This is a genomic window from Allobosea sp. 47.2.35, from assembly GCF_024655635.1.
GTDB lineage: Bacteria > Pseudomonadota > Alphaproteobacteria > Rhizobiales > Beijerinckiaceae > Allobosea.
On sequence record NZ_JANLGI010000008.1, the window covers coordinates 86,550 to 107,554 of the forward strand.

The window sequence follows — 21,005 nt, forward strand, 5'->3', positions numbered from 1 at the left end:
TGAAATCGCGATGCTCGTCGATCAGCCGGCGATCGACGCCTATGCGAGGATCACGGGCGATTTCAATCCGATCCATCTCGATCCCGTCTTTGCCGCTACGACGCCGATGCATGGCATCATCGCCCACGGTACGATGTCGCTGGGGCTGATCTGGCAGATGATCGCCCGCAATCTCGGCACGCCTGCAGCGGCGGCACGGATGACCGTGCGCTTCGTCTCCCCCGTCCGGCCCGGCGACCGCATCGTTGCTGGCGGGGCAGAGGCTTGCGACGGGCGACACAGCATCTGGGTCAAGAACCAGAAGGACGAGTTTGTGATCCACGGCCATCTGGAAGTGGGCGGCCAAGCTGAAAGGCGAAAGGCAGCGACATGAACACGCTCTTCTACGAAGACCTTGAGATCGGCGCTGTCTATCGCAGCGGCGGACGCACCGTCACCGACGCAGACAACACCTTCTTTTGCATGATGTCCGGCGACTGGAACCCGATCCATGCCAACGAGGCCTATGCGAAGCAGACACGCTTCGGCGGGCGCGTCGTGGCCGGCATCTTCGGGCTGACGCTCATTCTCGGCGCGATGAACCAGTGGGGGGTGTTCGAGGAATCGGCGATCGCGATGCTCAACATCCGCGAATGGACCTTCAGCAAGCCGATCCTGATCGGAACCACGATCACCGTCGAGATGCACATCGTCGGCAAGCGAATGACATCAGCCGGCAAAGCGGGGATCGTCGAGCGGCGCTTCGATCTCGTCGATGAAAACGGCGAACTTGTGCAGTCCGGCTTCTCGGACATGATGATCGCACTGCGGCCCGGCGCCTGATGGCGCTGCGTGAGGAGTTCAACGCCGAGCCCGCGGCGCAGCGTCACGCAGTTCATCATGGCGGCAGTCGGCCGGGCTCTCGTGGCCATGCCCTTTGGGGCGTGGACGAAATCGTAACCCTCGGCGCGAGCGATGGCGGCTCTCGCGAACTGCTCGACGTGCTCAACACCGAGCGCATCGTCATGACCGCGGGCCTGACTGCCACTGCGGAGCTCGCCATCCGCCTCGCAGCCGATTATGCGCGCGAGCGCAAGATCTTCAATGGCATGCCGATCGGCTCTATCAGAGCATCCAGTTCCCGCTGGCCGATGCCAAAGTGAAGATGACCAAGTACCTCGCCTGACACACGGCGGACCTCACGACCGACCGTGCCATCCAGACGCTCGGTGGCATGGAGCACTCCAAGGAATATCATGTCGAACGGCTCTGGCGTGATGCGCGGCTATTCCGGGTCGCTCCCGTCTCAGAGGAGATGATCCTGAATTATGTCGCACAGCACGATATCGGGCTGCAGCGTTCCTACTAACAACGCCGCCGCCAGGCCTGCTTAGCTGGTAGCACTGCTGGAGGTTCACAATGACGGGTGGTTTGATCCTAGTGACGGGCGGCTGCCGTGGGATCGGGGCGGCTGCTGCTCGCGCCCTGATCGCGGCGGGAGAAACACCCGTGATCGTCGATCGGGAGTCCAATGCGGGAGAACCCTTGCCGGAACAAGCGCTGGTATGGGAACGGCCGGTCGATGTTGCGAACGAGGTACAAGTCGAAGAGGCAGTCACCGCTATCGAGGAGCGGCATGGCGCCCTTACCGGGCTGGTGAATGCTGCCGGCATCCTGGGCAAGATGCATGCGCCCGAGCGGATCAAAATGGAGAACTGGGATCGTGAGATGGCGGTCGACCTGCGCGGCACGTTCCTCATGTGCCGCGCAGCCGGATCGCGCATGGCTTCGCGCGGGAAGGGAGCGATCGTAAATGTCGCCTCGATCGCCGGAATGAGCGGCTGCCCGGCACATGCCTATGCTGCCGCAAAGGCAGGGGTCATTCAGTTAACGACCTCGCTCGCCGCAGCCTGGGGACGCCACGGCGTTCGCGTGAATGCGGTGTCACCAGGCTTCACCGCCACCCCGGCGTTACAGTCAGGCCTCGATGCGGGAGCATTGAAGCACGACCTGCTCACGGCGCAATCGGCAATGGCCCGGCTGGTCGAGCCGATTGAAGTTGGCCGCGCCATTGCCTGGCTGATCGGGTCCGACAGTAGTGGCGTAACGGGCGCTAACCTGCCGGTCGACGCCGGCTTCCTGGCGGGCATGGCATGGCCCGCCTACGACGGCTTTGCGAGGTCTTAATAGAGGCCTCCGTCGTTACGAGGCTGGGACCAATGTCAGTCCATCGACAGGGAGCGACGAGATCACCGTGAAACCACTTCGTTCGGATATCGCCTGGAGCTCCGCAGACACAATCGCGATCCGCGGCTTGAGTCTGCCCGATGAGATTCTCGGGCACTTCAATCTTGGTGACTTCGCTTTTCTTCAACTGACCGGCGAACGGCCGACACCCCAACAGTCGGCGGTCTTCAACGCGATCATCATCACATTGGTGGAGCATGGTCTCACTCCCTCGGCACTGGCCGCGCGATTGACCTATGCAGGCGCTCCGGAATCCCTACAGGCTGCCGTCGCCGCCGGGTTATGCGGCCTCGGCACGGTGTTCGTCGGCACCACTGAGGGGGCAGCAAAGCTGCTTTATGAAGCTCTACCGAAAGATGCTCCGACGCCGCCGAATCTTTCTCCTATTGCGCGCGATATTGTTGACCGCTTCAAGACGGACAAGCGTGCCATTCCAGGCATAGGCCATCCAGTGCACAAGCCCGTCGATCCCCGAACCCCACGACTATTCCAGCTTGCCGAACAGAACGGCATGGCGGGCCGCTACATCGCTCTCATGCAACTCGTCCAGCAAGAGGCCGAGCAGACCTTGGGCAAGACGCTGCCCCTCAATGCTACTGGGGCGATCGGTGCGATTTGCTGTGAGTTTGGCTTCCCATGGCAGATCATCCGCGGTTTCGGCGTCATGGCGCGTGCGATCGGCCTAGTCGGCCATCTGGCTGAGGAAGCGCGTAACCCCCTCGCGCTGGAAGTCTGGCGAAGGGCGGAGGACGAGGCGTCCAGCCATCTGCGCACCGCGTCACGCGGTAACGAATGACTTCAACCGGTTCTTGCGAAACTTTGTATATCGGTGGATGCCATTGAAAAGTCGACTTGGAGACGGAGGCAGATTCGCGTTGAGTTTGGGTAATCGAGCCTCGTCGTCTCAGGCTGTCTTGATCTGCGGTCCGTTGGGCAGGAACTTGGCGGGTTTCCTGAGGTTCCGGGCGGCTGTGTCGATGCTTTCGGCTCCGGCGCGTTCGGCGGCATGCTCGCCTTCCTAATGATGTACTCGACCTGAAACTCCTTTCCCCTCCTGTTTAGGACAGAGACCGACGTCGTGCCAGCCATTCGTACTTTGTTGGACTGTTGGAAAAGACAGCATCTTCCAACTCTCTTGACGTTCGATTTTTACAAGACACCTTCACCTAAGCAACTGATAAACAACGATTTCGATCCAGACTACGAATCTGAGGGTCAGAGGTTCGAATCCTTTCGGGCGCGCCATCACTTAGCTCTTTCCAGAGAGCGCCGTTCACAGCCGCAAATCCATGCTTGGTTCCCGGCTCCGCGCTTGGCGCGAAGGTCGATGACGTAACCAATTCTGTCTGGCCATTATCGGCGAGGCGGCATCGCTAGCGCCCGCCAACGCGCCGTCGATCACTGAGCGGAGATGTCAGCCGAGACCGATGACCCAGTCCCGGTCCGCCCGGCGCGTCTCGGCCTGCAGGCGCAATCCAAACGCCGCTTCGAAGGCCGGCGCCTCGAGCAGCCTTGATGGCGGCTCGTCGGCGACCACACGCCCCTCATCCAGCAGGATGAGCCGGTCGCAGAAGCGCAGGGCGAGGTCGATATCGTGCATCACGACGATCACCAGCGCCGAGCCGGCATAGCCCTTCAACCGCTCCAGCAAGGCGAGCCGATGCCGCATGTCGAGACTGGCTCCGGGCTCGTCGGCGAGCACGAGAGGCGGCCTCGTCGCCAGGGTGGCGGCCAGCATCGTCCGGGCCCGCTCTCCGCCCGAGAGCTGGCTCCAGCGCCGTTGGGACAAGGATTCGACGCCATGCACCCGCAACGTCTCATCGACGATAGGGGCCCCAAGCGGGTTGCGATCCCGCCCCAGGCCGACGATCTCCGCGACGGAGTAATCCCATGCCGGCTCGAATTGCTGCGGACAGTAGCCGCAGGCCGAGCCGCGCTCCGTTGCGCTCCATGCCGCGAGGAACCGGCCGTTCCACAGCACCTCGCCACGATCCGGCCGGCGATAGCCGGCGAGGGTGCGCAGCAGGGTTGATTTGCCCGCGCCGTTGGGCCCGAGAATACCGACGAGCGCAGGCGCCTCGAAAGCGACGCTCACGCCATCGAGCAGCGCGGCGCCACCAGCCTGAACCCGAAGATCGCGACAGACGACCTGCATCATGCCTGCAGCCTCCGCGCCAAAAGCAGCAGGAAGAACGGGCCGCCGATCAGGGCGGTGACCAATCCGAGCGGGATTTCCGCAGGCGGCAACACGGACCGCGCGATGCCGTCACAGACGGCGACGAGCGCGGCGCCGATGAGCGCGCTCGCCGGCATCAGGGCGCGATGGCGCGGACCGATCCACCAGCGTGCGAGATGCGGCGCGATCAGGCCGACGAAGGCGACGAGCCCGCCGAAGGCCACGGCCGCCGCCACGATCGCGGCACCGACCAGAACGGCGCACCGCGCGAAACGGACGGGATCGAGCCCGAACGCAAAGGCCTGCTCGTCACCGAGCCCGAGAAGATCGAGCCCATGCGCAAGCCAGAGCGCCGCTGCCAGCCCAACCGCCACGAGCGCGCCCAATAGCAGCAAACCCGTCAGGTCGGGGGTCTGGATGCCACCCAGCGTCCAGCTGAGCACGACCTGCAGGTTCACCGTGTCGTCCGACAGAGCCAGCATGAGGAAGGAGCGCAAGGCGCCGAGGATCGCCGCAACAGCGACCCCGGCCAGCAGTAGCCCGGCCGTATCCGGCCGGCCGTGCAGTCCAGAGACCGCCAGCACCACCCAGGTCGCGCCCCAGGCACCGGCGAACGAGAGCGCCGCCAGGGCCGGACCACCCGGAAGCCCGAGCGGCACGAGCAGGGCGATCGTCGCGCCGATCGCCGCTCCGCCCGATGCCCCGAGCAGATAGGGCTCGGCCAAAGGATTGCGGAACACGCCCTGGAAGATGGCGCCGCCGAGCCCGAGCAGCGCGCCGACCAGCGCAGCCGCGACGACCCGCGGCAGCCGCCAGACCAGAAGCAGGCGGCTTTCCATGTCCGGAGCGCCGGACAAAGCCTGCAAGAGCTTGCGAGGCGAGGCCCAGTCATGCCCTGCCATCACGGCGAAGAGCAGGACGGCCATCAGTATCCCGGCCATGGCGAGGAAACGCGCCTTCATCGGTCGGGCCTCCGCAGCAGGGCTGCAAGCTTCTCGATGCCGTCGACGGTGCGCGGCCCCGGTATGAGGAACTCGGCGCGGGCGACCGTATAGGCGCGCCCGTCCCGCACCGCCCGCGCAAGCTGCCAGCCGGGCTGGGCCACGAGCGCGTCGAGATCCGCCTTCGTGCCCGCGAAGAGCAGCACATCGGGATCGGCCGCCACGATCGCCTCGGGCGAGACATGGGCGACGACGCTGCGCTCCAACGCGTGACGGCCGCCCGCCTTCACGATGGCATCGCCCGTATAAGTGTCGGCGCGCGCGATCAGAACGAGCCCATTGCCGAGCCTGCCCGTGATCATCGCGACGCGAGGACGCGCAACGGGGGCAGCTTTCTCGATGCCTGCGAGGCGCGCTTCGAGCGCGGCGGCCACAGCCTCGCCGCGTTCGGGCACACCCGCGGCCCGGCCGACAAGGCGCAGATTGTCCATCACCTCCGCGACGCTGCGCGCCAGCAGCACGACGACCGGCACGCCGAGCCGCGTCATCGGGTCGATCAGCTGGTGCATCGCCTGCCTTGCCGGCGTGACGATCAGCAGGTCCGGCCGCTGCGCGACGATGGCATCGACGGAAAAGCCGAGCCGGCCACCCACCTGCGGCTTCTGCGTCAGCTCCGGCGGAAAACGCGTATAGCTCTCGACGCCGACGATGCGATCGGTGAGGCCCAGTGCCGCCACGAGCTCCGCGTTGGAAGCGAAGATCGGCACGATGCGCTGCGGCGGCTGCGCGATCTCGACCGCCCGGCCGACCGCATCGGTCAGCCGGACGGTCTCGGCGATGGCCGGAGCCGCGGCACCGATGAGGCCAGCGAGAGCAAGAACGACCCGCCGCACTCAGAACCGCGCCTGCAATCCGGCCTGGAACTCGAGACCCGGCATGGATGTGCCGTAGCCGCCATTGGCGAAGCGCGAATCGAGCTTGTAGGGCCGCTTGTCGATACCGATGAAGATCGGGTGCTCGTTCTTGTTGAAGAGGTTGTTGACCAGGGCGAAGAGCTTCACGCCCTTGCTCACCTCCACCTCGCCGCGCAGGTTCCAGACCCAGAACGGATTCTTGCGGTGGATCCAGTCGCGGTTGGGCTCGGCGAAGGGGAGGAGCAGGTTCTCCTCGGTGTTGTACCACATCGGGCCATAGAGCACGCCCGACACCTGCACCGACCACGGGTAGCGCACGCCGGCCTGGCCGAAGCGCGTGCCGACTGCCGCCTGGTACTGGTACATGCGCTCCGGCTTGCGGCTATTGGCCGTTAATGCGGCGCCCTTGTCCTCCATGTCGAAGTTCCAGGAGCCGTTGCCGAAGACCGACCAGCGCCAGGCGGTGTTGTCGTACCCGGTCAGCTTCAGGACATCGGCATCGAGCTGCAATTCGACGCCGCGCACGACGACGTCTCCGGCATTGTTCGCATAGTCGGAGGTATTGGCGACATTGGTCCGGGCGCGCGTGACGATGCGGTCGGAAATGACGTTCTGGAAGATCGCAAAATCCGCGCGCCAGCCGTCGCCGGCATAGGCGGCGCCGGCCTCGACCTGCTCGCTCGTTTCCGGCTTCAGCGCGGGATTGCCGAAGATGCGCCCGCCGCCGAGCGTGTTGAAATCGGCTGCGAGCTCCGTCGCGGTGGGAGCGCGGAAGCCCGTGGCATAGCCGACGCGGAAAGTCAGCCGGTCGGTCGCCTTGAAGGTCGCGCCGGTCGAGTACGTCGTCGCCTGATAGTCGACCTCGCGCGGGCGCTGACCGGCGAGGTTCGGCGTGTATTCGAAGCTGGTCGTGCCGAAGGTGCGACGCACGCCGGCGCGCAGCGTCACGCGATCGTCGAAGAGCTTCTGGGAATCCTCGACATAGAGCGCGTTGACCGTCTCGGACTGGTTGTTGTCCTGCGGCGAGACGGGGCTGAGCGGATTGCCGGGGACGCCGATGCGGTCACGGATCGAGCGCAATGTGCTACGTTCCCAGTCCCAGCCGGCAAGCAGGTCGTTGCCGGCCCAGAGCGTCATGCTCGGCTGGAAGCGGGTTCCGACGATGTTCAATTCGCGGCGATTGTAGTCGGCAGCCGTGCCGGCAGCAGGCAGGCCGGTGCCGCCCCGGATGACCGGCGAGGCCCAGCGGAAATTGTCGACGTCCTGAACGGCGTAGCCTTGCAGCATCCAGCGATACTGCCCGCCGGGGAGCTGGCCGCGATAGGTGATGTCGACGGAATTGTTGTAGCGGTCTTCCTGGCTGATCGTGTTGGCGCCTGAGCCGCGGAAGCCGACATCGTAGATGCCGTCGGTCCGCAGCGTCGTCTCGATGCGATGGTCGGGATTGATCTGCAGGCCGAGCGCGCCGGCGATGCCGAGGCGCTTCCAGCCGGTATTGGCCATGGTCGTGCCACCGCGGCCGGACCGGTAGTCGTCGCGTGTGCCGCCCGAGATGCCGGCGTAATAATCGATGCTGTCATAGAGCCCGCCGGTCTGGGCCTTGCCCTGCAGCAGCCCCCAGGAACCGCCTGCCCCCTCGATCATCGTGCCCGGCGCGGTGCGGCCGGTCTTGAGGATGATGTTGATGACGCCGCCGATATTCTGGCTGCCATAGACCACCGAAGAGGGGCCGCGGATGATCTCGATTCGCTCGACATCGGCGGCAGAGAGCTTGGACAGGTTAGCCGTGCCGGCGCGGCGACCGTTCATCAGCACCAGAACCTGGCTGCGGAAATCCTTGCCCTGCCCGTCCGTAGCGCCGCCGCGAATGTTGATCGAGGTCTGGCCGGGGGTCCATTGACTGAAGAAGCCGACGGCGTTCTCCGCCAGCAGATCGGTGATCGACTGCGCGCGGGCCCGCTCGATCTGCGCGGAATCGATGACCTGGATGGTGCCGGGAATGCTGCTGCGCGGTTCGGGGCGGCCCGTCGCCGTGACGACGAGCTCGTCGAGCCTGATTTCGGTCTGGGCGGAGGCCGGCACGGTCCCGATCGCCGTCAGGCAGGTCGCAGCAAGCAGGCAGGCTTTGCGGGAATTCAGGCGGATCATGGCAGGTCCCAGACGAGGATGGCCGAGCGGCGATGGCAGGAAAGGCGGAAGCCGGCCGGCGTGGGCTCGGCCTGCTTGTGGAGATGGTCGAAGAGCTGCGGGCGGCGCGGATCGTTGGGCAACCAGCCCAGCCGGTCGGCCTGGAAGGCGGCGAAGGCCGGCAGGTCCGGCAGTACCAGCGAGAAGGTCCAATCGACAGCGTCCATGCGATCGGGCAGGTCGGCACCGAGCCGGGGCAGCACCAGATCGATGCCCGGCGTCTCGTCCTCGCGGTGCCACTCGCGCGGCAGGCAGGCCGAGAGGATCAGTCCCTTGGGCGCCTTCTGCGCCGCGACGATCCAGACGACCTGACGGGTTGCCCAGCCCCAGCAGCGCGCCAGAAATCCGGCAGCATCCGTGAAGTAGCCGGGCATGGTCGCGGCCAGGACCGTATCGGCCGCTTCGCACTCGACCGCAAGGTCGTCCCAGCCATGCGGGATGATGACCGGCGGCTGCGGCAAGGCGGCGAGCCGAGCCTGCATCGTCGGAGACGGTTCGATGGCTGTCCAGCGCGCTCCGGGCCTGCGAAGCGCTGCGCCCAGCTGCCCTCCCCCGGCGCCGATATCGATCAGATCGTCGATCCCGGGCGCGAGCTGGCGGATGAGAGGCGCGACACGCGCGACATAATCGGAAGCATCGATGGCGCTGGCATAGAGCGCAAGCGGATCCAGGGGCGCCACAGAGGGCGCGAGGAGAGAAGAGGAGGCAGAGCTCATATCCGCCTTCTATCGCAATGTTATAACATTACAATAACCTATCCCTACCACAGACCCATAGGGCGCAGCTTGCGTCAGCCCGCGCGTGTGGCCGCCTCCTGGCCACGTCAGAAACCCTATCATGGTCGTCAGCCCCTCGCTGTCGCGGCCGGGGCAGAGGGAGGAAGCGCGGCAGACGGACAGCAAGCGCCCGGTGCACTGCGATTCCGCCGGACACCCCGCCCGCGCGACATCATCACTGCGTCGGGGCAGGTCTCCTGGCTTGCGGGTCGTCGCTTTCAGCCTGTCTTCCCGGCGCGGACGCCAGTGACTTCAGGTAGCCGAAAGCTCGCCGCTCACAGTTGCGGGGGCAGCTCCGGGTTCCGTGCAAGAGCACGTCACCGGATTCCCTCTTAGCTTCGGATCGCTCCGAAGACCTCGACGCCGGTTAACGTAGATGGCGAGATTGTGGCGTCAAGCGATTGGTTGAGGCGGCAGGCACGAAGGCTGTGGACGGTATCCGGCCGGCCCCTCATCGCGCAACGCGCTGCTGGCAGCCGCTCGTCAGCTTACGTCCTTCGCGGCGAGCACCGTGGGCTCGATGGCGATGATTTCGCAATCCGCCTCGGTGCCGTCTTGCCAGGACTGGACGAGGAAACGCGCATCGGACCCCACGGCCATGATGGGGTGATGCCAGAGGCCGCGGCGATAGATCACGCCCTGCGCCGCGGAGAATGAGAAGGCGGTCAGTCTCGCAAGATCGGGCCTGCCATCCTCACCGTCCGGGGCGACGATGACGACATGGCCGGCGCCATCGAGCGGAACGATCCATTGGATCGAATTCACATGCCGTTCCAGCATGGAGATCACAAGGGCCGGTTGCTGCCGCTTCGCCGCGAAGATCGAGGTTACCAGCCTCGTGCCGGTTCTCACCTCGGCGGCTGGATGAGCATGGATATCGTGCCGGCGCGCGGTGCCGTTATTGGCGGCGCGGCCGTTCTCGCCGGCCTCGACGATCCAGCCGAAAGGCTCGAACGCGGCTTGCGTGACCGGCTGGATGTGAAGCGGGGCAAGGGACTGGAGCTCGGTACCGCTATCGTCCTGCATGCAGCGTTCCTTCGATGCGCCTATCGCGCCAATGCGGCCGCGAAGACCAAGGCGATCGCGTCCAGCCTACGTGCGTAATCCGCGGCGCTGGGCGGCGTGCCGAGTTTCGCTCCAGCGGTCGCGAAGAGCAGGCTGGCAATCCAGTCGTCGGCACTGGCCGGCAGGCGCGACAGATTGATCTCGCCGCCTTGCTCGGCCTGCATCAGCAACTCACGGGCAAAACTCGAGAAGATCCGCTCGAAAGCCTGCAATTCATGCGTCGCGATCGTGTTCATCACCGCCTTCAACTCGACGAGATGCTCACCGGTGCCGAAGCTGGCATAGGCCAGCCCGTGATGCGCCTGGAGCAGCGCCGCAAGCCGTTCGGGAAACGGCCCCTTCCGCGCCACGACCTCACGGCAACGTGCTTCGACCCGTCGCCCGAGCAGGTCCAGCATGGCCCGGAAGACATCGTCCTTGCCCTTGAAGTGCAGGTAGAGCGTCGCCTTGGCGAGGCCTGCCTCCCTGGCGATGTCGTCCATCGAGCTGCGTTTGTAGCCGTAGCGGGCGAACAGACGTAGCGCCGCATCGGCGATCTGGTCGGTGCGGGCATTGGCATCCTCCGCAGGGAGAACGTTGGAACCTTCGTTTCCGTCCGGCATTGCAGCTTCTGCAGTCTTGACAAAATCCAAACTGCGCGCGACCATCCTAGTTAGACTCAGAACGTCTAATTAGTCCAGTCGCGCGACCCAGGGCTACGGATCCATCGCCCGCCATCTGATATGTCAGATCGGGCCATCGAGGGCGAGCCCTTGATCCGCACCATGGTGCCGCGCTGCGTCATGCCAGCATCGGAGGCAGCCATGGTCTCTCTCAAGGTCAACGGGACGACGCATACCGTCGACGTAGACGACGACACGCCCCTGCTCTGGGCGATCCGCGACAATATCGGCCTCACCGGCACCAAGTTCGGCTGCGGCGTCGCCCAATGCGGCGCCTGCACCGTCTTCATCGACGGCCAGCCGCTGCGCGCCTGCGTGACGCCGGTCTCGGCGGTCGGCACCAGCGAGATCACCACGATCGAGGGCCTCGCCGGCAAGGAGGCGGATGCCGTCCAGGCCGCCTGGATCGCACGCGACGTGCCGCAATGCGGATATTGCCAGTCCGGCCAGGTGATGAGCGCCATCGCCCTGCTCAAGGAGAACAAGAAGCCGAGCGACCGCGACATCGACCTCGCGATGAACGGCAATATCTGCCGCTGCGCCACTTATGTCCGCATCCGCGCCGCGATCCATGACGCGGCCCGCGCGCTGGAGATCTGAGCCATGACCGCGCATGATCCCAAGCTCTCCCGTCGCTCGCTGCTGGCCGGTGCCGGCGCGCTCGTCATCGGCTTTCATTTGCCCCGCAATGCGAAGGCGCAGTCGGGCGCCGGCGCGGCCTATCGGCCCGGCGGCAACGCCACCTTCGCGCCCAACGCCTTCATCCGGGTCGCGCCGGACTCCACCGTGACCGTGCTGATCAAGCATATCGAGTTCGGCCAGGGGCCCTTCACCGGGCTGGCCACGCTCGCGGCCGAGGAGATGGACGCCGCCTGGAGCCAGATGCGCGCCGAGCACGCCCCGGCCGACGTCAAGCTCTATGCCAATCTCGCCTTCGGCGTGCAGGGCACCGGCGGCTCGACCGCCATCTCCAACAGCTGGGAGCAGATGCGCAAGGCCGGCGCCGCCGCCCGCATCATGCTGGTCCAGGCCGCGGCCTCCGCCTGGAACATGCCGGTTGGCGAGATCAAGGTCGAGGACGGGGTGATCAGCCACGCTTCCGGCCGCAAGGGCTCGTTCGGCGAATTTGCGGAGGCCGCCGCCAAGTTGCCCGTGCCCGAAAACCCGCCGCTGAAGCCGGCCTCGGCCTACAAGCTGATCGGCAAGGAGGGCGCGGTGAAGCGCCTCGACAGCGCCGACAAGTCGCGCGGCAAAGCGCAGTTCACCATCGATATCCACGCCCCGAACATGCTGACGGTGGTCGTTGCCCGCTCGCCGCGCTTCGGCGGCAAGGTCGCGAGCTTCGATGCGGCAGCGGCGCTCAAGGTCAAGGGCGTCGTCGATGTGAAGTCGATCGGTTACGGCGTCGCGGTCTATGCCAACGGCATGTGGCCGGCATTGAAGGGCCGTGAGGCGCTGAAGGTGACCTGGGACGACAGCGCCGCCGAGAAGCGCGGCAGCCCGGAACTCATCGCCGAGTATCGCAAGCTCACCCGCCAGCCCGGCACGGTCGCCGGCAGCCATGGCGATGCCGAGGCCGCTCTCGCCAAGGCGGAGCGCGTGATCGAGGCCGAGTTCGTCTTCCCCTATCTGGCCCATGCGCCGATGGAGCCGCTCGACGGCTATCTCGAATGGGACGGGCAGAAAGCCCATGCCCGCTTCGGCAGCCAGTTCCAGACCACCGAGCACCAGACCATCGCCGGCATCCTCGGCCTGCCGCCGGAGAAGGTGACCCTGGAGACGATGCTGGCCGGCGGCAGCTTCGGCCGGCGCGCGCAGGTCAGCCAGCATCTGGCAGCCGAGCTCGCGCTCGTCGCCAAGACGATCGGTCCGAACCGCCCGGTCAAGGTGGTCTGGACCCGTGAGGACGACCTCACCGGCGGCTATTACCGCCCGCTCTTCGTGCATCGCTTCCGCGGCTCAGTGAAGGACGGCAAGATCGCCGCATGGTCGAGCACGCTCGTCGGCCAGTCCTTCTTCCTCGGCACGCCCTTCGAGGCGATGGTCGTCAAGAACGGCATCGACGCGACCTCGGTCGAGGGCGCCAACGAAATATTCTACGAGGTGCCGGATTTCCGCTGCGAGGTGCACAACCCCAAGGTCGGCGTGCCGACCCTGTGGTGGCGCTCGGTCGGCCACACCCATACCGGCTACGCCGTCGAGTGCTTCGTCGACGAGCTGTTGCAGGCAGCCGGTCAGGATGCGGTTCGCGGCCGGCTCGCCCTGATGGGCGACAAGCACCCGCGCGCGGCCGGCGTACTCAAGGCCGTCGCGGAACTCGCGAACTGGAAGGGCCCGGGACCGGTCGATGGCCGCGCCCGCGGTGTGGCCGTGGTCGAGAGCTTCGGGTCCTTCGTCGCCCAGATCGCCGAAGTCTCGATGGGGCCGGAGGGCGAGCCGAAGGTCCACAAGGTTTGGTGCGCGGTCGATTGCGGCGTCGCCGTCAATCCCGACATCATCCGCGCGCAGGTCGAGGGCGGCATCGGCTTCGGCCTCGGCCACGCCCTCTATGGCCAGATCACGCTCGATGGCGGCCGTCCGGTCCAGACCAATTTCCATGAATACCGTTCGCTGCGCATCCATGAGATGCCCGCGGTCGAGGTGACGATCATTCCCTCGACGGAGAAGCCGAGCGGAATCGGCGAGCCCGGCGTGCCACCGATCGGTCCAGCCGTCGCCAATGCGCTCGCCGCGCTCGGACATGGCCGGCCGCGCCAGTTGCCGATGCAGGGAGGCACCGTCTGATGAGCCGCAACCTGATCCTCGCCGCCGGCGCCGCGCTTGCTGTCTGCATCGGCGGCAGCGCATTGACGCTGGCGCAGAATGCCGGGCAGGCCCAGCCCGGCGGCGCAACACTTCGACCCGTGGCGAGCTTCGCCTCGATCGCCAACCAGCGCGACCGCTCGGTGGCGCTCTTCACCGAGATGGGCAAGGTGCTGACCCATCCGCGCTGCATGAACTGCCACCCGGCGACGGAGCGGCCACGGCAGGGCGATTTGCGCAAGCTGCACGAGCCCGTCGTGGTGCGCGGCAAGGACGGCCATGGCGCAGCCGGCCTGCCTTGCGCGGCCTGCCACGGCAAGCAGAACTTCGATCCAGCCGGCGTTCCCGGCGACGGTCACTGGGCGCTGGCCCCGGCCTCGATGGCCTGGGAAGGCAAGACGGTCGCCCAGATCTGCGAGCAGTTGAAGGACCAGAACCGCAACGGCAGCCGCGATCTCGCCGCGCTGGTCAAGCATGTCACGACAGACACGCTGGTGCTCTGGGGTTGGAACCCCGGCAAGGGACGTCAGCCGGCGCCGGGCACCGCAGCCGAATTCGGCGCGCTGATGCAGGCCTGGGCCGATACAGGCGCTGCCTGCCCGGCATCGTAGCGGACAGACAGGAAGCCGGCCTGAACACGGACAGGCCGGCGTCCCGCATGCATTCAGTCGTTCACACGGCGCCCGTCATCGCGGGAGCCTCGCACCGGCCAGCGTCACATCCTTCCGCTTCGGCTTCCGTCGAGCCGGAGCGAAGCTCCGTCGCGGGCGCGGACAGAGCCATGGCGATGCGGGCGCCCAGGGCGAGATCCTCCTCCACCCCGAAGGCATGGTGCAGGATCGCGCCGTCGCGCCCGATCAGCACCGAGGACGGCGTTCCCCGCAGACCAAAGCGCCGCATCGTGACGGGGATATCCGATCCCTCTTCGGCCAGGTCCACCCCGACCGGCGATCTCAATCGGTATTCGTGCAGGAAGGCGCGCAGCGTGACGGGAGACATCGCCGCATGGTGCTCGAACACCGTATGGACGCCGATGATCTGCAGTTCGCTCCCGGCGAAGACGCGCTCGATGCGCTGCACCTGCGGGATCGCCTGTGCGATGCAGCCGGGACAGAGCAGCTGGAACGTATGCAGGAAGACGGGCCGCCCGCGCAAGCCGGCGAGCGTCAGCGGCGCGGAGGTGTTGAACCATTCGCTCACGGCCAGTTCCGGGGCGAGCACGGCTTGATCGCCGGACATCATGGCGATCCCTCCGTCAGGCGGCTGCATGGCTGGAGAAGCCGGTAAGCTTGCGGGCCGTGCCCGTTGCGCTTTCCCGGCCGGCAAGAGTAATCCTCGTCATGTTCTGTCCTTTCATTTGCCTGGAGGGGGAGAACAGGCCGGTTCGTCGATGGCAGTCGGCGAACCGGCACCAGTGCCGTCAGCGCGCCGGCATGACCTTGCCGGGAAGGCTGAGATTGCCGGATGCGACCTTGAACACATTGCTGACGCAGAGCAGCGGCGCATGCAGGTTGCCGTTGACCTTCAGGCCCGCGGTGACGCCGTCGAAGGACGCCCCCTTGATGCCGCCGATCAGCGATACCGGGATCGAGACATCGACCGTGTCGCCCTTGAAGCTGGTCGGATAGTCCGGGCTGTCGATCAGCAGCGGGACATTCGGCCAGGTTGGCGGCACCTTCGGCTTGGCACCTGCCGGAATGTCGATGACCTTGAGCCCGGCGCCACAGGCCTTGTCCTGCGCCAGCACGACCCAGTGCGGGTGCCAGACATGCCGGTTCTTGCCGCTATAGGCCGCGTCGTCGAAATCGGGATGGAAGGTGACGGCGAGCGCGACGATGCCCTGGTCCTTCTCGAAGCCGATCTCGCCGCTGTTGAGCGTGGTCGGCCAGACATAAGCGTAGACGCTGGAGCCTTCGAACTTGCCGGTGGCGTCGGGCTTGTCCTTGCCGGCCTCGCCGCGCACCCGTGTCGTGAACACGGCGGTGTCGCCCTTGGTCACGATCGTGGTCTCGATGATGTCGAAGGAGGCCTGGACCGCCTCGGCCGGCGGCGACTTGACCGAATGAGCCCCGGCTGTCGCCAGCCATAGCGAGGCCGCCCCGGCGACGAGCGCGCCGGTTATCTTTCTGGCAATCATGATCTGTTCCCTTCTATCCTTGCCTGGAGGGGTGGTTATCCCGCTTGGAATGCTTCCCAGGTGGCAGCCCGGGAAGCGGGATCGGCTGTCTGATGGTCGCGGCAATCGATGCGCAGCTCGCGCTGGCCGAAGGCGGCGTCCACGAAACGACAATGATGCGGCCGCGCCGCGCCCGGATGGGCGAAGGGCGCGAAATACTGACAGCTCGCGCACATGCGCTGGATCGGGATCGCGCCGGCTTCCTGAAATTCCCGGATCATCCTGATGAGGCTGAGAAGCAGTCGTTCCTGCTCCGCCGCTCCCAGCGCATCGACGGCCTGACCAGTAGTGCCCTCGAGCGTCGCGTCGGCTGCGAGCAGCGCCTTGCCCTCGCTCGTCAGCAGGATGGCCACGGCCCGCCCGTCGCCGGCCACCGCCCGCTTCTCGACCGCCCCCTTGCGCACGAGAGCATTGATCGAATCCGTCGCCGTGGGTTGCGAGACGCCGAGATGCGCCGCGATCTCCTTGACGCACAGCCCGCCCTCGCGGCCTTCCAGCAATTCGAGGATCGCCAGCTGTGTCGGGTTGATGCCGGCCCGCTTCGCCCGCTCCCAGTCGTCGATGCGCATGACGGTCGCGACGCGGGCAAAGGCCTCGCGCAGGCGGTGACTGATCAGCGTCGGGTTACCGGGCGTTTCCATGGCGCTAATATATAGGATTCCTATGTATAAACAAGAACCACTTGCCGGGTTTGTTCGAAAGCCTGGCGGAGAGGCTGCCGGCGCCCTCCAGAAAGGGCGCCGGCAGCCGGTGACACGCGTCTTCAGGGCCCGACGAGCTGCCCGCCATCGACGACGATGCTCTGGCCGGTAACCCAGCTCGCCTTGGCGGAGGCGAGGAAGAGCACGACCTCGGCGACTTCCTCGGGCTTGCCCATCCGCCCGAACGCGATGGATGCCAGCGTCGCATTATAGAGCTCGGGATTGGAGGTCTTGCGGTTCTCCCAGGAGCCGCCGGGAAACTCGATCGAGCCCGGCGCGACGCAGTTCACCCGGATGCCCTTGCGCGCCAGCATCTTTGCCTGGCTGCCGGTGTAGTGCATCACCGCTGCCTTGATCGCCCCATAAGGCGCCGACCGCGAGGACGCGCGCAGGGCCGAGATCGAGGAGATGTTCACGATCGACGAGCCCGGCTGGAGATGGGGGATCGCCGCATGGCTGCCGCGCACCACCGCCATCATGTCGACGCTGAGCGAGGCCGCCCAGCCTTCCTCGTCGTCGGTTTGGCCGAAGCCGGAGGCGTTGTTGACGAGGATGTCGAGCCCGCCGAGCGCCTTCACCGCCTCCGGTACATAGGTCGCGATCTGCTCGGCATCGGCGAGATCGACGTTTCCCGCATGGGCGGTGACGCCGAGCGCCTCGATCTCCCGGCGCGTCGCTTCCAGCGGCCCGGCACTGCGTGCGCAGATCGAGACGGACGCCCCGCCCGCAGCGAAGCCGAGCGCGATCGAGCGACCAATGCCACGGCTGCCGCCCATGACGATGACGCGCTTGCCGGTGAATTCCTTGGCCATGCTGGCCTCCCCTTCCTGATGGATTCCCGGTCCTTATTGCCGGCGGGAAGGGACGCGCTTCAAGGCAGGCGGCACGCATGCCGCCCCTGCGCTTTCAGGTAGGACCAGCAGTGTTAGCGGTCGCGCGCGACGCGGAAGCCGTTGGTGTAGAAGCGCACATCGGCCTCGTATTTGAAGCGCGCGGCCGAGCGCAGATAGCGCGGATCATTGTTGAACGAACCGCCGCGGAGCACGCGCTCGCGGCATCCCCCCACCGTATAGGCGCTGCCGTCGCGAGGCGCGCTGCGATAATGCTCGCTCCAGCAATCGGCGACCCATTCGGCGGCGTTGCCGGCCATGTCGTAGAGGCCGAAGGCATTGGCCGGGAACTGCCCGGCCGGAACGGCGCTGCCGCGCTTCTGGTCGTTGCAGCCGAGGCAGTTGGCGCGCTCCTTCACCAGGGTCTGGCCCCAGGGATAGGTCGTTGCGGTGCCGGCGCGCACGGCATACTCCCATTCGCTTTCGGTCGGCAGGCGATAGGGCTTTCCGCTCCGGGCCGAGAGCCAGGCGAGATAGGCATTGGCGTCGTTCCAGTGGATGTCGGTGACCGGCCGCTTGCCGCGGCCGAGCCCGCGATCATCCGGCCGATAGGCGCAGCCGCCCTGGTCGATGCAGAGGTCCCATTCCTCGAAGGTCACCTCGCGCGCGCCGAGATAGAAGCTACGGATCGTGACCGGATGCACCGGCTTCTCGAACTCGTAGAGATCGTTCGAGCCCATCTGGAAGCTGCCTGCGGGGATCGCGATCAGCTCCGGGCAGCCCGTGCAGTCGCGCTGCGGCGCCCCGTTGGCCTGAGGAGCGGCCGGCGGAGGCGCGGCGACGGCAACAGCCGGTGCAGCTGGGTTGGCGCGGTATTCCTGCTCGCGCGTGCGGGCGAGGGAAGCGAAGCGCCCGTTCGGGTAGGCATCGAGATAGGCGCGGTATTCTGCGGCATTGCGGCTGTTGCGGATGGATTCCCAGAAGGCGAGATCATAGGCCGCGTCCTGGGTCGCGCCCGGCGTCTGGGGCGGCGGAATCACGGCACGGCTGCCTTGCGCCACGGCGACCGGCCGGGCGACGGGCGTGACGACGAGGCCTCTCGGTGGCTCCGCCGAGAGCCAGGCCTGCTGGCTGCGCCTCGTCTCGCGCGCGACCGTGTCCCGTACCTGCTTCAGCGCCTGCGCCATTTCCAGCCCCGGTGTCCGGATCGCCTTCAGCCAGGCCTCGGCGGCGCGGTCGGCGCCGCTTGGCAGCGTCTTGCCGGGAGCCGCCGGGAACAGCACCGCGATCCCCTCCATCGGCTCGAGCGGCAGGAGCCCCCTCGCCGTGCCTCGCCAGGGATTGTCGCGGCCGGCATCGAGAAAGATCAGGGCGCTGGACGGCCGCGCGATGATCAGCGGATCGACGATCTCGTCGAGATCGACAGCGCCTTCGGTGCCACCCTGCGACGACAGCAGGAAATTGCGGTTCCGCTGCTGGATGGCATGGCCGCTGTAGAACACGACGACCTGCGCGCCGCGCCTGAGCTTGCTGGCGAAGCCGGCAATCGCCTGCCGCAGCGCGTTGCGATCGGCATTCTCGACCGCAACCACGTCGAAGCCACCGGCTCTCAGGGTCTCGGCGACGGCACGCCCCTGCTGGGCGGCGCCAGCAATCGGCGCCTGCGGATAGGCCTCGTTGGCGATGACGAGGGCGACGCGCGCAGGCTCCCCCTGCTGCTGGGCGAAGGCGGGCAGAGCCAGCAGCGGCAGCAGGAGAGCGGCAACCAGGACGCGTAACCAGGCCATCGGCGGACAGAACCCTTCGCGGCTAGCGGACATTGACCGTGATCTTCGGGGACATCACGGGCGGATTATGCGGAATATGCAGGTGGTCGCCGAGCAGCAATTGCAGCGTGTGCCGCCCCTTGGGCAGCGTCACCACCACCTCGGTCTGGCCGTTGCCGAGATGGATGTTGTTGTAGTCGGACGGGATCGGCTGGTCCGGCGGGCCGGGATCGGTGTCGATCAGCAGGTGATGATGCCCGGTCCGCGCATGGTTGATGCCGGCCGGTGCGACGCCCATGCCGCGCAGGCCGATCCGCACCGTGAAACGCTCGGGCACGCTCAAGCCATCGACCGGATAATGGAAATAGACCTGCGCGCCCGGCGGAGCCGCCTGACGCACCGGTGCCTGCGCCATGGCCTGGAAGCCGGCCCCCGACAAGGCCATCAGCGCAATGAGACAGGCTGCGATGCGGGCTTGCGACATCACCGGCGCCTCCTCGCGTGCGGCCCGCCCGGCGCCACGATCACCGTGATGCGCTCCGAGATCACCGGCGGATCATGCGGCACATGGTTCTCGTCCGCGAGCAGAAGCTGCAGCGTGTGCCGGCCGTTCGGCAGCGTCAGCCGGTATTCGGTCTGGCCGCCGCCGAGATGGATATGGTTGAGGTCGGCCGGAATCGGCTCGCCGAAGGCGGGCGGCCCGGTATCGACCAGCAGATGGTGATGCCCCGTGTTTGGCTTGGCGACGCCCGCCGGCGCCACGCCCATGTTGCGCAGGCCGAAGCGGATCGTCGAGGTCGGATAGATCCGGTCACCGTCCCGCGGATAGACGAAATAGACTACGGCATCGTTGGGCGAAGCGGTGCGGGCCTTGCCGGTGCCATGGGCATGTGGCGCCGATGGCGCGGCGACAGCGGGTTGCCCATCGGCGACGACACGGACCCTGATGCGCTGGGAAACCACGGGCGGATCATGCGGCACATGCTCATGGTCGCCCATCAGCAATTGCAGCGTATGCTCGCCAGGCGGCAGCGAAAGCTCGACCTCTGTCTGACCGCGCCCGAAATGCAGATGGTTGAAGTCGCTGGGGATCTCGCGGTCGAGCGCCGGCAGTTCGGTATCGACGAGGAGATGGTGGTGGCCGCCATTCGTGCTGGTGGTCCCGGCTGGCGTCACCGCGATACCCTCCGAGCCGAAGCGGATCCTGGTCCGGCTCGGGATCGTGGCGCCGTCCTGCAGATCGATGAAGAAGACGCGGGCCCCGGGCGCCGCGGCCGAGCGCGGCTTCTCCGCCGCCGTCGCCGGAACCTCGACCGTGATCCGCTCCGACACGATCGGCGGATCATGCGGCACATGGTTGTGGTCGGCGAAAAGCAGTTGCAGCGTATGCTTGCCCGGCGTCAGCGCGATCTCGGCCTCGGTCTGGCCGCCGCCGAAATGGATATGGTTGAAGTCGCTGGGAATCGGCTGGTCGAGCGGGGGCAATTCGGTATCGATCAGCAGGTGGTGATGCCCGCCATTGCGCGAGACCTGTCCGGCGGGAACGACCTCCATGCCGGAGATCGCGAAACGCACCGTGAGCTTGGCCGGAACCTGCGCCTTGTCGGCGAGGCCGACGAAGGAAAGGCGCGCCGTCGGCGGAGCCGGACTGCGTTGGCGGGCACGTTCCTGCGCGAAGGCATCGGCCAATGGGATCGCCAGGGCCAGACCCAACAGCAGAAGCGCCGGCGCGAGGCGAAGCATCAGCGTCTTCCTTCCGCGAGGAGATGAAGCGAAGGCTACC

22 protein-coding genes, 1 pseudogene and 1 riboswitch are annotated in these 21,005 nt (G+C 66.6%); of the genes and pseudogenes, 9 read left to right on the forward strand and 14 right to left on the reverse strand.

Annotated elements, in window-relative coordinates:
- Positions 1-10 precede the first annotated feature (10 nt).
- The 6 genes and pseudogenes from NUV79_RS12205 (at position 11) to NUV79_RS12225 (ending at position 3,022) form a co-directional block, all read left to right on the forward strand.
- Entirely contained in the window at positions 11-373 is a 363-nt protein-coding gene (locus tag NUV79_RS12205) for a MaoC family dehydratase (RefSeq protein ID WP_257733353.1), read from the forward strand.
- Entirely contained in the window at positions 370-822 is a 453-nt protein-coding gene (locus tag NUV79_RS12210; protein WP_257733354.1) for a MaoC/PaaZ C-terminal domain-containing protein, read from the forward strand. Before NUV79_RS12205 ends, NUV79_RS12210 begins: the two co-directional genes overlap by 4 nt.
- On the forward strand, positions 822-1,142 hold the full coding sequence (locus NUV79_RS12215) for a hypothetical protein (RefSeq protein ID WP_257733355.1): 321 nt from the start codon (positions 822-824) through the stop codon (positions 1,140-1,142). The genes NUV79_RS12210 and NUV79_RS12215 overlap by 1 nt, the downstream gene beginning before the upstream one ends.
- A gap of 50 nt (positions 1,143-1,192) precedes the next feature.
- Positions 1,193-1,348 (forward strand): annotated as a pseudogene (locus NUV79_RS25295) (acyl-CoA dehydrogenase family protein); the annotation flags it as partial.
- Positions 1,349-1,398: 50 nt separating this feature from the next.
- Complete coding sequence (locus NUV79_RS12220; protein ID WP_257733356.1) at positions 1,399-2,166, forward strand: SDR family NAD(P)-dependent oxidoreductase; 768 nt, start codon at positions 1,399-1,401, stop codon at positions 2,164-2,166.
- Between the two features lie 67 nt (positions 2,167-2,233).
- A complete protein-coding gene (locus NUV79_RS12225) occupies positions 2,234-3,022 on the forward strand; it encodes a citryl-CoA lyase (RefSeq protein ID WP_257733357.1) in 789 nt (262 codons plus the stop codon).
- 618 nt (positions 3,023-3,640) lie between these two features.
- On the opposite strand, the gene NUV79_RS12230 is transcribed toward NUV79_RS12225, so the two are convergent.
- From NUV79_RS12230 to NUV79_RS12260, 7 genes are all read right to left on the reverse strand, one after another.
- On the reverse strand, positions 3,641-4,384 hold the full coding sequence (locus tag NUV79_RS12230; protein ID WP_257733358.1) for an ABC transporter ATP-binding protein: 744 nt from the start codon (positions 4,382-4,384) through the stop codon (positions 3,641-3,643).
- The gene (locus NUV79_RS12235; RefSeq protein WP_257733359.1) at positions 4,381-5,364 is read right to left on the reverse strand and encodes a FecCD family ABC transporter permease; all 984 of its coding nucleotides are present in this window, start codon (positions 5,362-5,364) and stop codon (positions 4,381-4,383) included. Before NUV79_RS12235 ends, NUV79_RS12230 begins: the two co-directional genes overlap by 4 nt.
- A complete protein-coding gene (locus NUV79_RS12240; protein WP_257733360.1) occupies positions 5,361-6,236 on the reverse strand; it encodes an ABC transporter substrate-binding protein in 876 nt (291 codons plus the stop codon). Before NUV79_RS12240 ends, NUV79_RS12235 begins: the two co-directional genes overlap by 4 nt.
- On the reverse strand, positions 6,237-8,405 hold the full coding sequence (locus tag NUV79_RS12245; protein WP_257733361.1) for a TonB-dependent receptor: 2,169 nt from the start codon (positions 8,403-8,405) through the stop codon (positions 6,237-6,239).
- The gene (locus tag NUV79_RS12250) at positions 8,402-9,160 is read right to left on the reverse strand and encodes a methyltransferase domain-containing protein (protein ID WP_257733362.1); all 759 of its coding nucleotides are present in this window, start codon (positions 9,158-9,160) and stop codon (positions 8,402-8,404) included. Before NUV79_RS12250 ends, NUV79_RS12245 begins: the two co-directional genes overlap by 4 nt.
- A 230-nt stretch (positions 9,161-9,390) precedes the next feature.
- Positions 9,391-9,595: riboswitch (cobalamin riboswitch) on the reverse strand.
- A 108-nt stretch (positions 9,596-9,703) separates the two neighbouring features.
- Positions 9,704-10,246: an ureidoglycolate lyase gene (locus NUV79_RS12255; protein WP_257733363.1), complete on the reverse strand. Its 543-nt coding sequence runs from the start codon at positions 10,244-10,246 to the stop codon at positions 9,704-9,706.
- A 20-nt stretch (positions 10,247-10,266) separates the two neighbouring features.
- Entirely contained in the window at positions 10,267-10,887 is a 621-nt protein-coding gene (locus NUV79_RS12260) for a TetR/AcrR family transcriptional regulator (RefSeq protein WP_257733364.1), read from the reverse strand.
- Positions 10,888-11,088: 201 nt separating this feature from the next.
- Here NUV79_RS12260 and NUV79_RS12265 point away from each other — a divergent pair, with 201 nt between their 5' ends.
- The 3 genes from NUV79_RS12265 to NUV79_RS12275 are packed head-to-tail and all read left to right on the forward strand — an operon-like array spanning position 11,089 to position 14,360.
- Positions 11,089-11,547: a (2Fe-2S)-binding protein gene (locus NUV79_RS12265; RefSeq protein ID WP_257733365.1), complete on the forward strand. Its 459-nt coding sequence runs from the start codon at positions 11,089-11,091 to the stop codon at positions 11,545-11,547.
- A 3-nt stretch (positions 11,548-11,550) separates the two neighbouring features.
- Positions 11,551-13,731 (forward strand): xanthine dehydrogenase family protein molybdopterin-binding subunit, encoded by a 2,181-nt coding sequence (locus NUV79_RS12270; protein WP_257733366.1) that lies wholly within the window; start codon positions 11,551-11,553, stop codon positions 13,729-13,731.
- The gene (locus NUV79_RS12275; RefSeq protein ID WP_257733367.1) at positions 13,731-14,360 is read left to right on the forward strand and encodes an Isoquinoline 1-oxidoreductase subunit; all 630 of its coding nucleotides are present in this window, start codon (positions 13,731-13,733) and stop codon (positions 14,358-14,360) included. The genes NUV79_RS12270 and NUV79_RS12275 overlap by 1 nt, the downstream gene beginning before the upstream one ends.
- A 61-nt stretch (positions 14,361-14,421) precedes the next feature.
- On the opposite strand, the gene NUV79_RS12280 is transcribed toward NUV79_RS12275, so the two are convergent.
- From NUV79_RS12280 to NUV79_RS12310, 7 genes are all read right to left on the reverse strand, one after another.
- The gene (locus tag NUV79_RS12280; RefSeq protein ID WP_308218197.1) at positions 14,422-14,988 is read right to left on the reverse strand and encodes a thioredoxin domain-containing protein; all 567 of its coding nucleotides are present in this window, start codon (positions 14,986-14,988) and stop codon (positions 14,422-14,424) included.
- A 181-nt stretch (positions 14,989-15,169) separates the two neighbouring features.
- Positions 15,170-15,886 (reverse strand): hypothetical protein, encoded by a 717-nt coding sequence (locus tag NUV79_RS12285; protein ID WP_257733368.1) that lies wholly within the window; start codon positions 15,884-15,886, stop codon positions 15,170-15,172.
- Positions 15,887-15,921: 35 nt separating this feature from the next.
- Positions 15,922-16,566 (reverse strand): MarR family winged helix-turn-helix transcriptional regulator, encoded by a 645-nt coding sequence (locus NUV79_RS12290; protein ID WP_257733369.1) that lies wholly within the window; start codon positions 16,564-16,566, stop codon positions 15,922-15,924.
- Positions 16,567-16,688: 122 nt separating this feature from the next.
- On the reverse strand, positions 16,689-17,438 hold the full coding sequence (locus tag NUV79_RS12295; RefSeq protein ID WP_257733370.1) for an SDR family NAD(P)-dependent oxidoreductase: 750 nt from the start codon (positions 17,436-17,438) through the stop codon (positions 16,689-16,691).
- Between the two features lie 113 nt (positions 17,439-17,551).
- Positions 17,552-19,243, reverse strand: a complete 1,692-nt coding sequence (locus tag NUV79_RS12300; protein ID WP_257733371.1) for an SUMF1/EgtB/PvdO family nonheme iron enzyme — start codon at positions 19,241-19,243, stop codon at positions 17,552-17,554.
- A gap of 22 nt (positions 19,244-19,265) precedes the next feature.
- Positions 19,266-19,706, reverse strand: coding sequence for a DUF4399 domain-containing protein (locus NUV79_RS12305; protein WP_257733372.1), 441 nt, complete (start codon positions 19,704-19,706; stop codon positions 19,266-19,268).
- Positions 19,706-20,965 carry a DUF4399 domain-containing protein gene (locus NUV79_RS12310; RefSeq protein ID WP_257733373.1) on the reverse strand — a complete coding sequence of 420 codons (1,260 nt, stop codon included), beginning with the start codon at positions 20,963-20,965 and terminating at the stop codon, positions 19,706-19,708. Before NUV79_RS12310 ends, NUV79_RS12305 begins: the two co-directional genes overlap by 1 nt.
- Positions 20,966-21,005: the final 40 nt, after the last annotated feature.

Bases quoted from the DNA above. Each gene is read 5' to 3' on its own strand.
- NUV79_RS12310 (WP_257733373.1), bottom strand. From the start codon at position 20,965: ATGCTTCGCCTCGCGCCGGCGCTTCTGCTGTTGGGTCTGGCCCTGGCG.
- NUV79_RS12285 (WP_257733368.1), bottom strand. From the start codon at position 15,886: ATGATTGCCAGAAAGATAACCGGCGCGCTCGTCGCCGGGGCGGCCTCG.
- NUV79_RS12250 (WP_257733362.1), bottom strand. From the start codon at position 9,160: ATGAGCTCTGCCTCCTCTTCTCTCCTCGCGCCCTCTGTGGCGCCCCTG.
- NUV79_RS12280 (WP_308218197.1), bottom strand. From the start codon at position 14,988: ATGTCCGGCGATCAAGCCGTGCTCGCCCCGGAACTGGCCGTGAGCGAA.
- NUV79_RS12215 (WP_257733355.1), top strand. From the start codon at position 822: ATGGCGCTGCGTGAGGAGTTCAACGCCGAGCCCGCGGCGCAGCGTCAC.
- NUV79_RS12260 (WP_257733364.1), bottom strand. From the start codon at position 10,887: ATGCCGGACGGAAACGAAGGTTCCAACGTTCTCCCTGCGGAGGATGCC.
- NUV79_RS12295 (WP_257733370.1), bottom strand. From the start codon at position 17,438: ATGGCCAAGGAATTCACCGGCAAGCGCGTCATCGTCATGGGCGGCAGC.
- NUV79_RS12275 (WP_257733367.1), top strand. From the start codon at position 13,731: ATGAGCCGCAACCTGATCCTCGCCGCCGGCGCCGCGCTTGCTGTCTGC.
- NUV79_RS12210 (WP_257733354.1), top strand. From the start codon at position 370: ATGAACACGCTCTTCTACGAAGACCTTGAGATCGGCGCTGTCTATCGC.
- NUV79_RS12205 (WP_257733353.1), top strand. From the start codon at position 11: ATGCTCGTCGATCAGCCGGCGATCGACGCCTATGCGAGGATCACGGGC.
- NUV79_RS12290 (WP_257733369.1), bottom strand. From the start codon at position 16,566: ATGGAAACGCCCGGTAACCCGACGCTGATCAGTCACCGCCTGCGCGAG.
- NUV79_RS12255 (WP_257733363.1), bottom strand. From the start codon at position 10,246: ATGCAGGACGATAGCGGTACCGAGCTCCAGTCCCTTGCCCCGCTTCAC.
- NUV79_RS12305 (WP_257733372.1), bottom strand. From the start codon at position 19,706: ATGTCGCAAGCCCGCATCGCAGCCTGTCTCATTGCGCTGATGGCCTTG.
- NUV79_RS12265 (WP_257733365.1), top strand. From the start codon at position 11,089: ATGGTCTCTCTCAAGGTCAACGGGACGACGCATACCGTCGACGTAGAC.
- NUV79_RS12235 (WP_257733359.1), bottom strand. From the start codon at position 5,364: ATGAAGGCGCGTTTCCTCGCCATGGCCGGGATACTGATGGCCGTCCTG.
- NUV79_RS12270 (WP_257733366.1), top strand. From the start codon at position 11,551: ATGACCGCGCATGATCCCAAGCTCTCCCGTCGCTCGCTGCTGGCCGGT.
- NUV79_RS12220 (WP_257733356.1), top strand. From the start codon at position 1,399: ATGACGGGTGGTTTGATCCTAGTGACGGGCGGCTGCCGTGGGATCGGG.
- NUV79_RS12230 (WP_257733358.1), bottom strand. From the start codon at position 4,384: ATGATGCAGGTCGTCTGTCGCGATCTTCGGGTTCAGGCTGGTGGCGCC.
- NUV79_RS12300 (WP_257733371.1), bottom strand. From the start codon at position 19,243: ATGGCCTGGTTACGCGTCCTGGTTGCCGCTCTCCTGCTGCCGCTGCTG.
- NUV79_RS12245 (WP_257733361.1), bottom strand. From the start codon at position 8,405: ATGATCCGCCTGAATTCCCGCAAAGCCTGCCTGCTTGCTGCGACCTGC.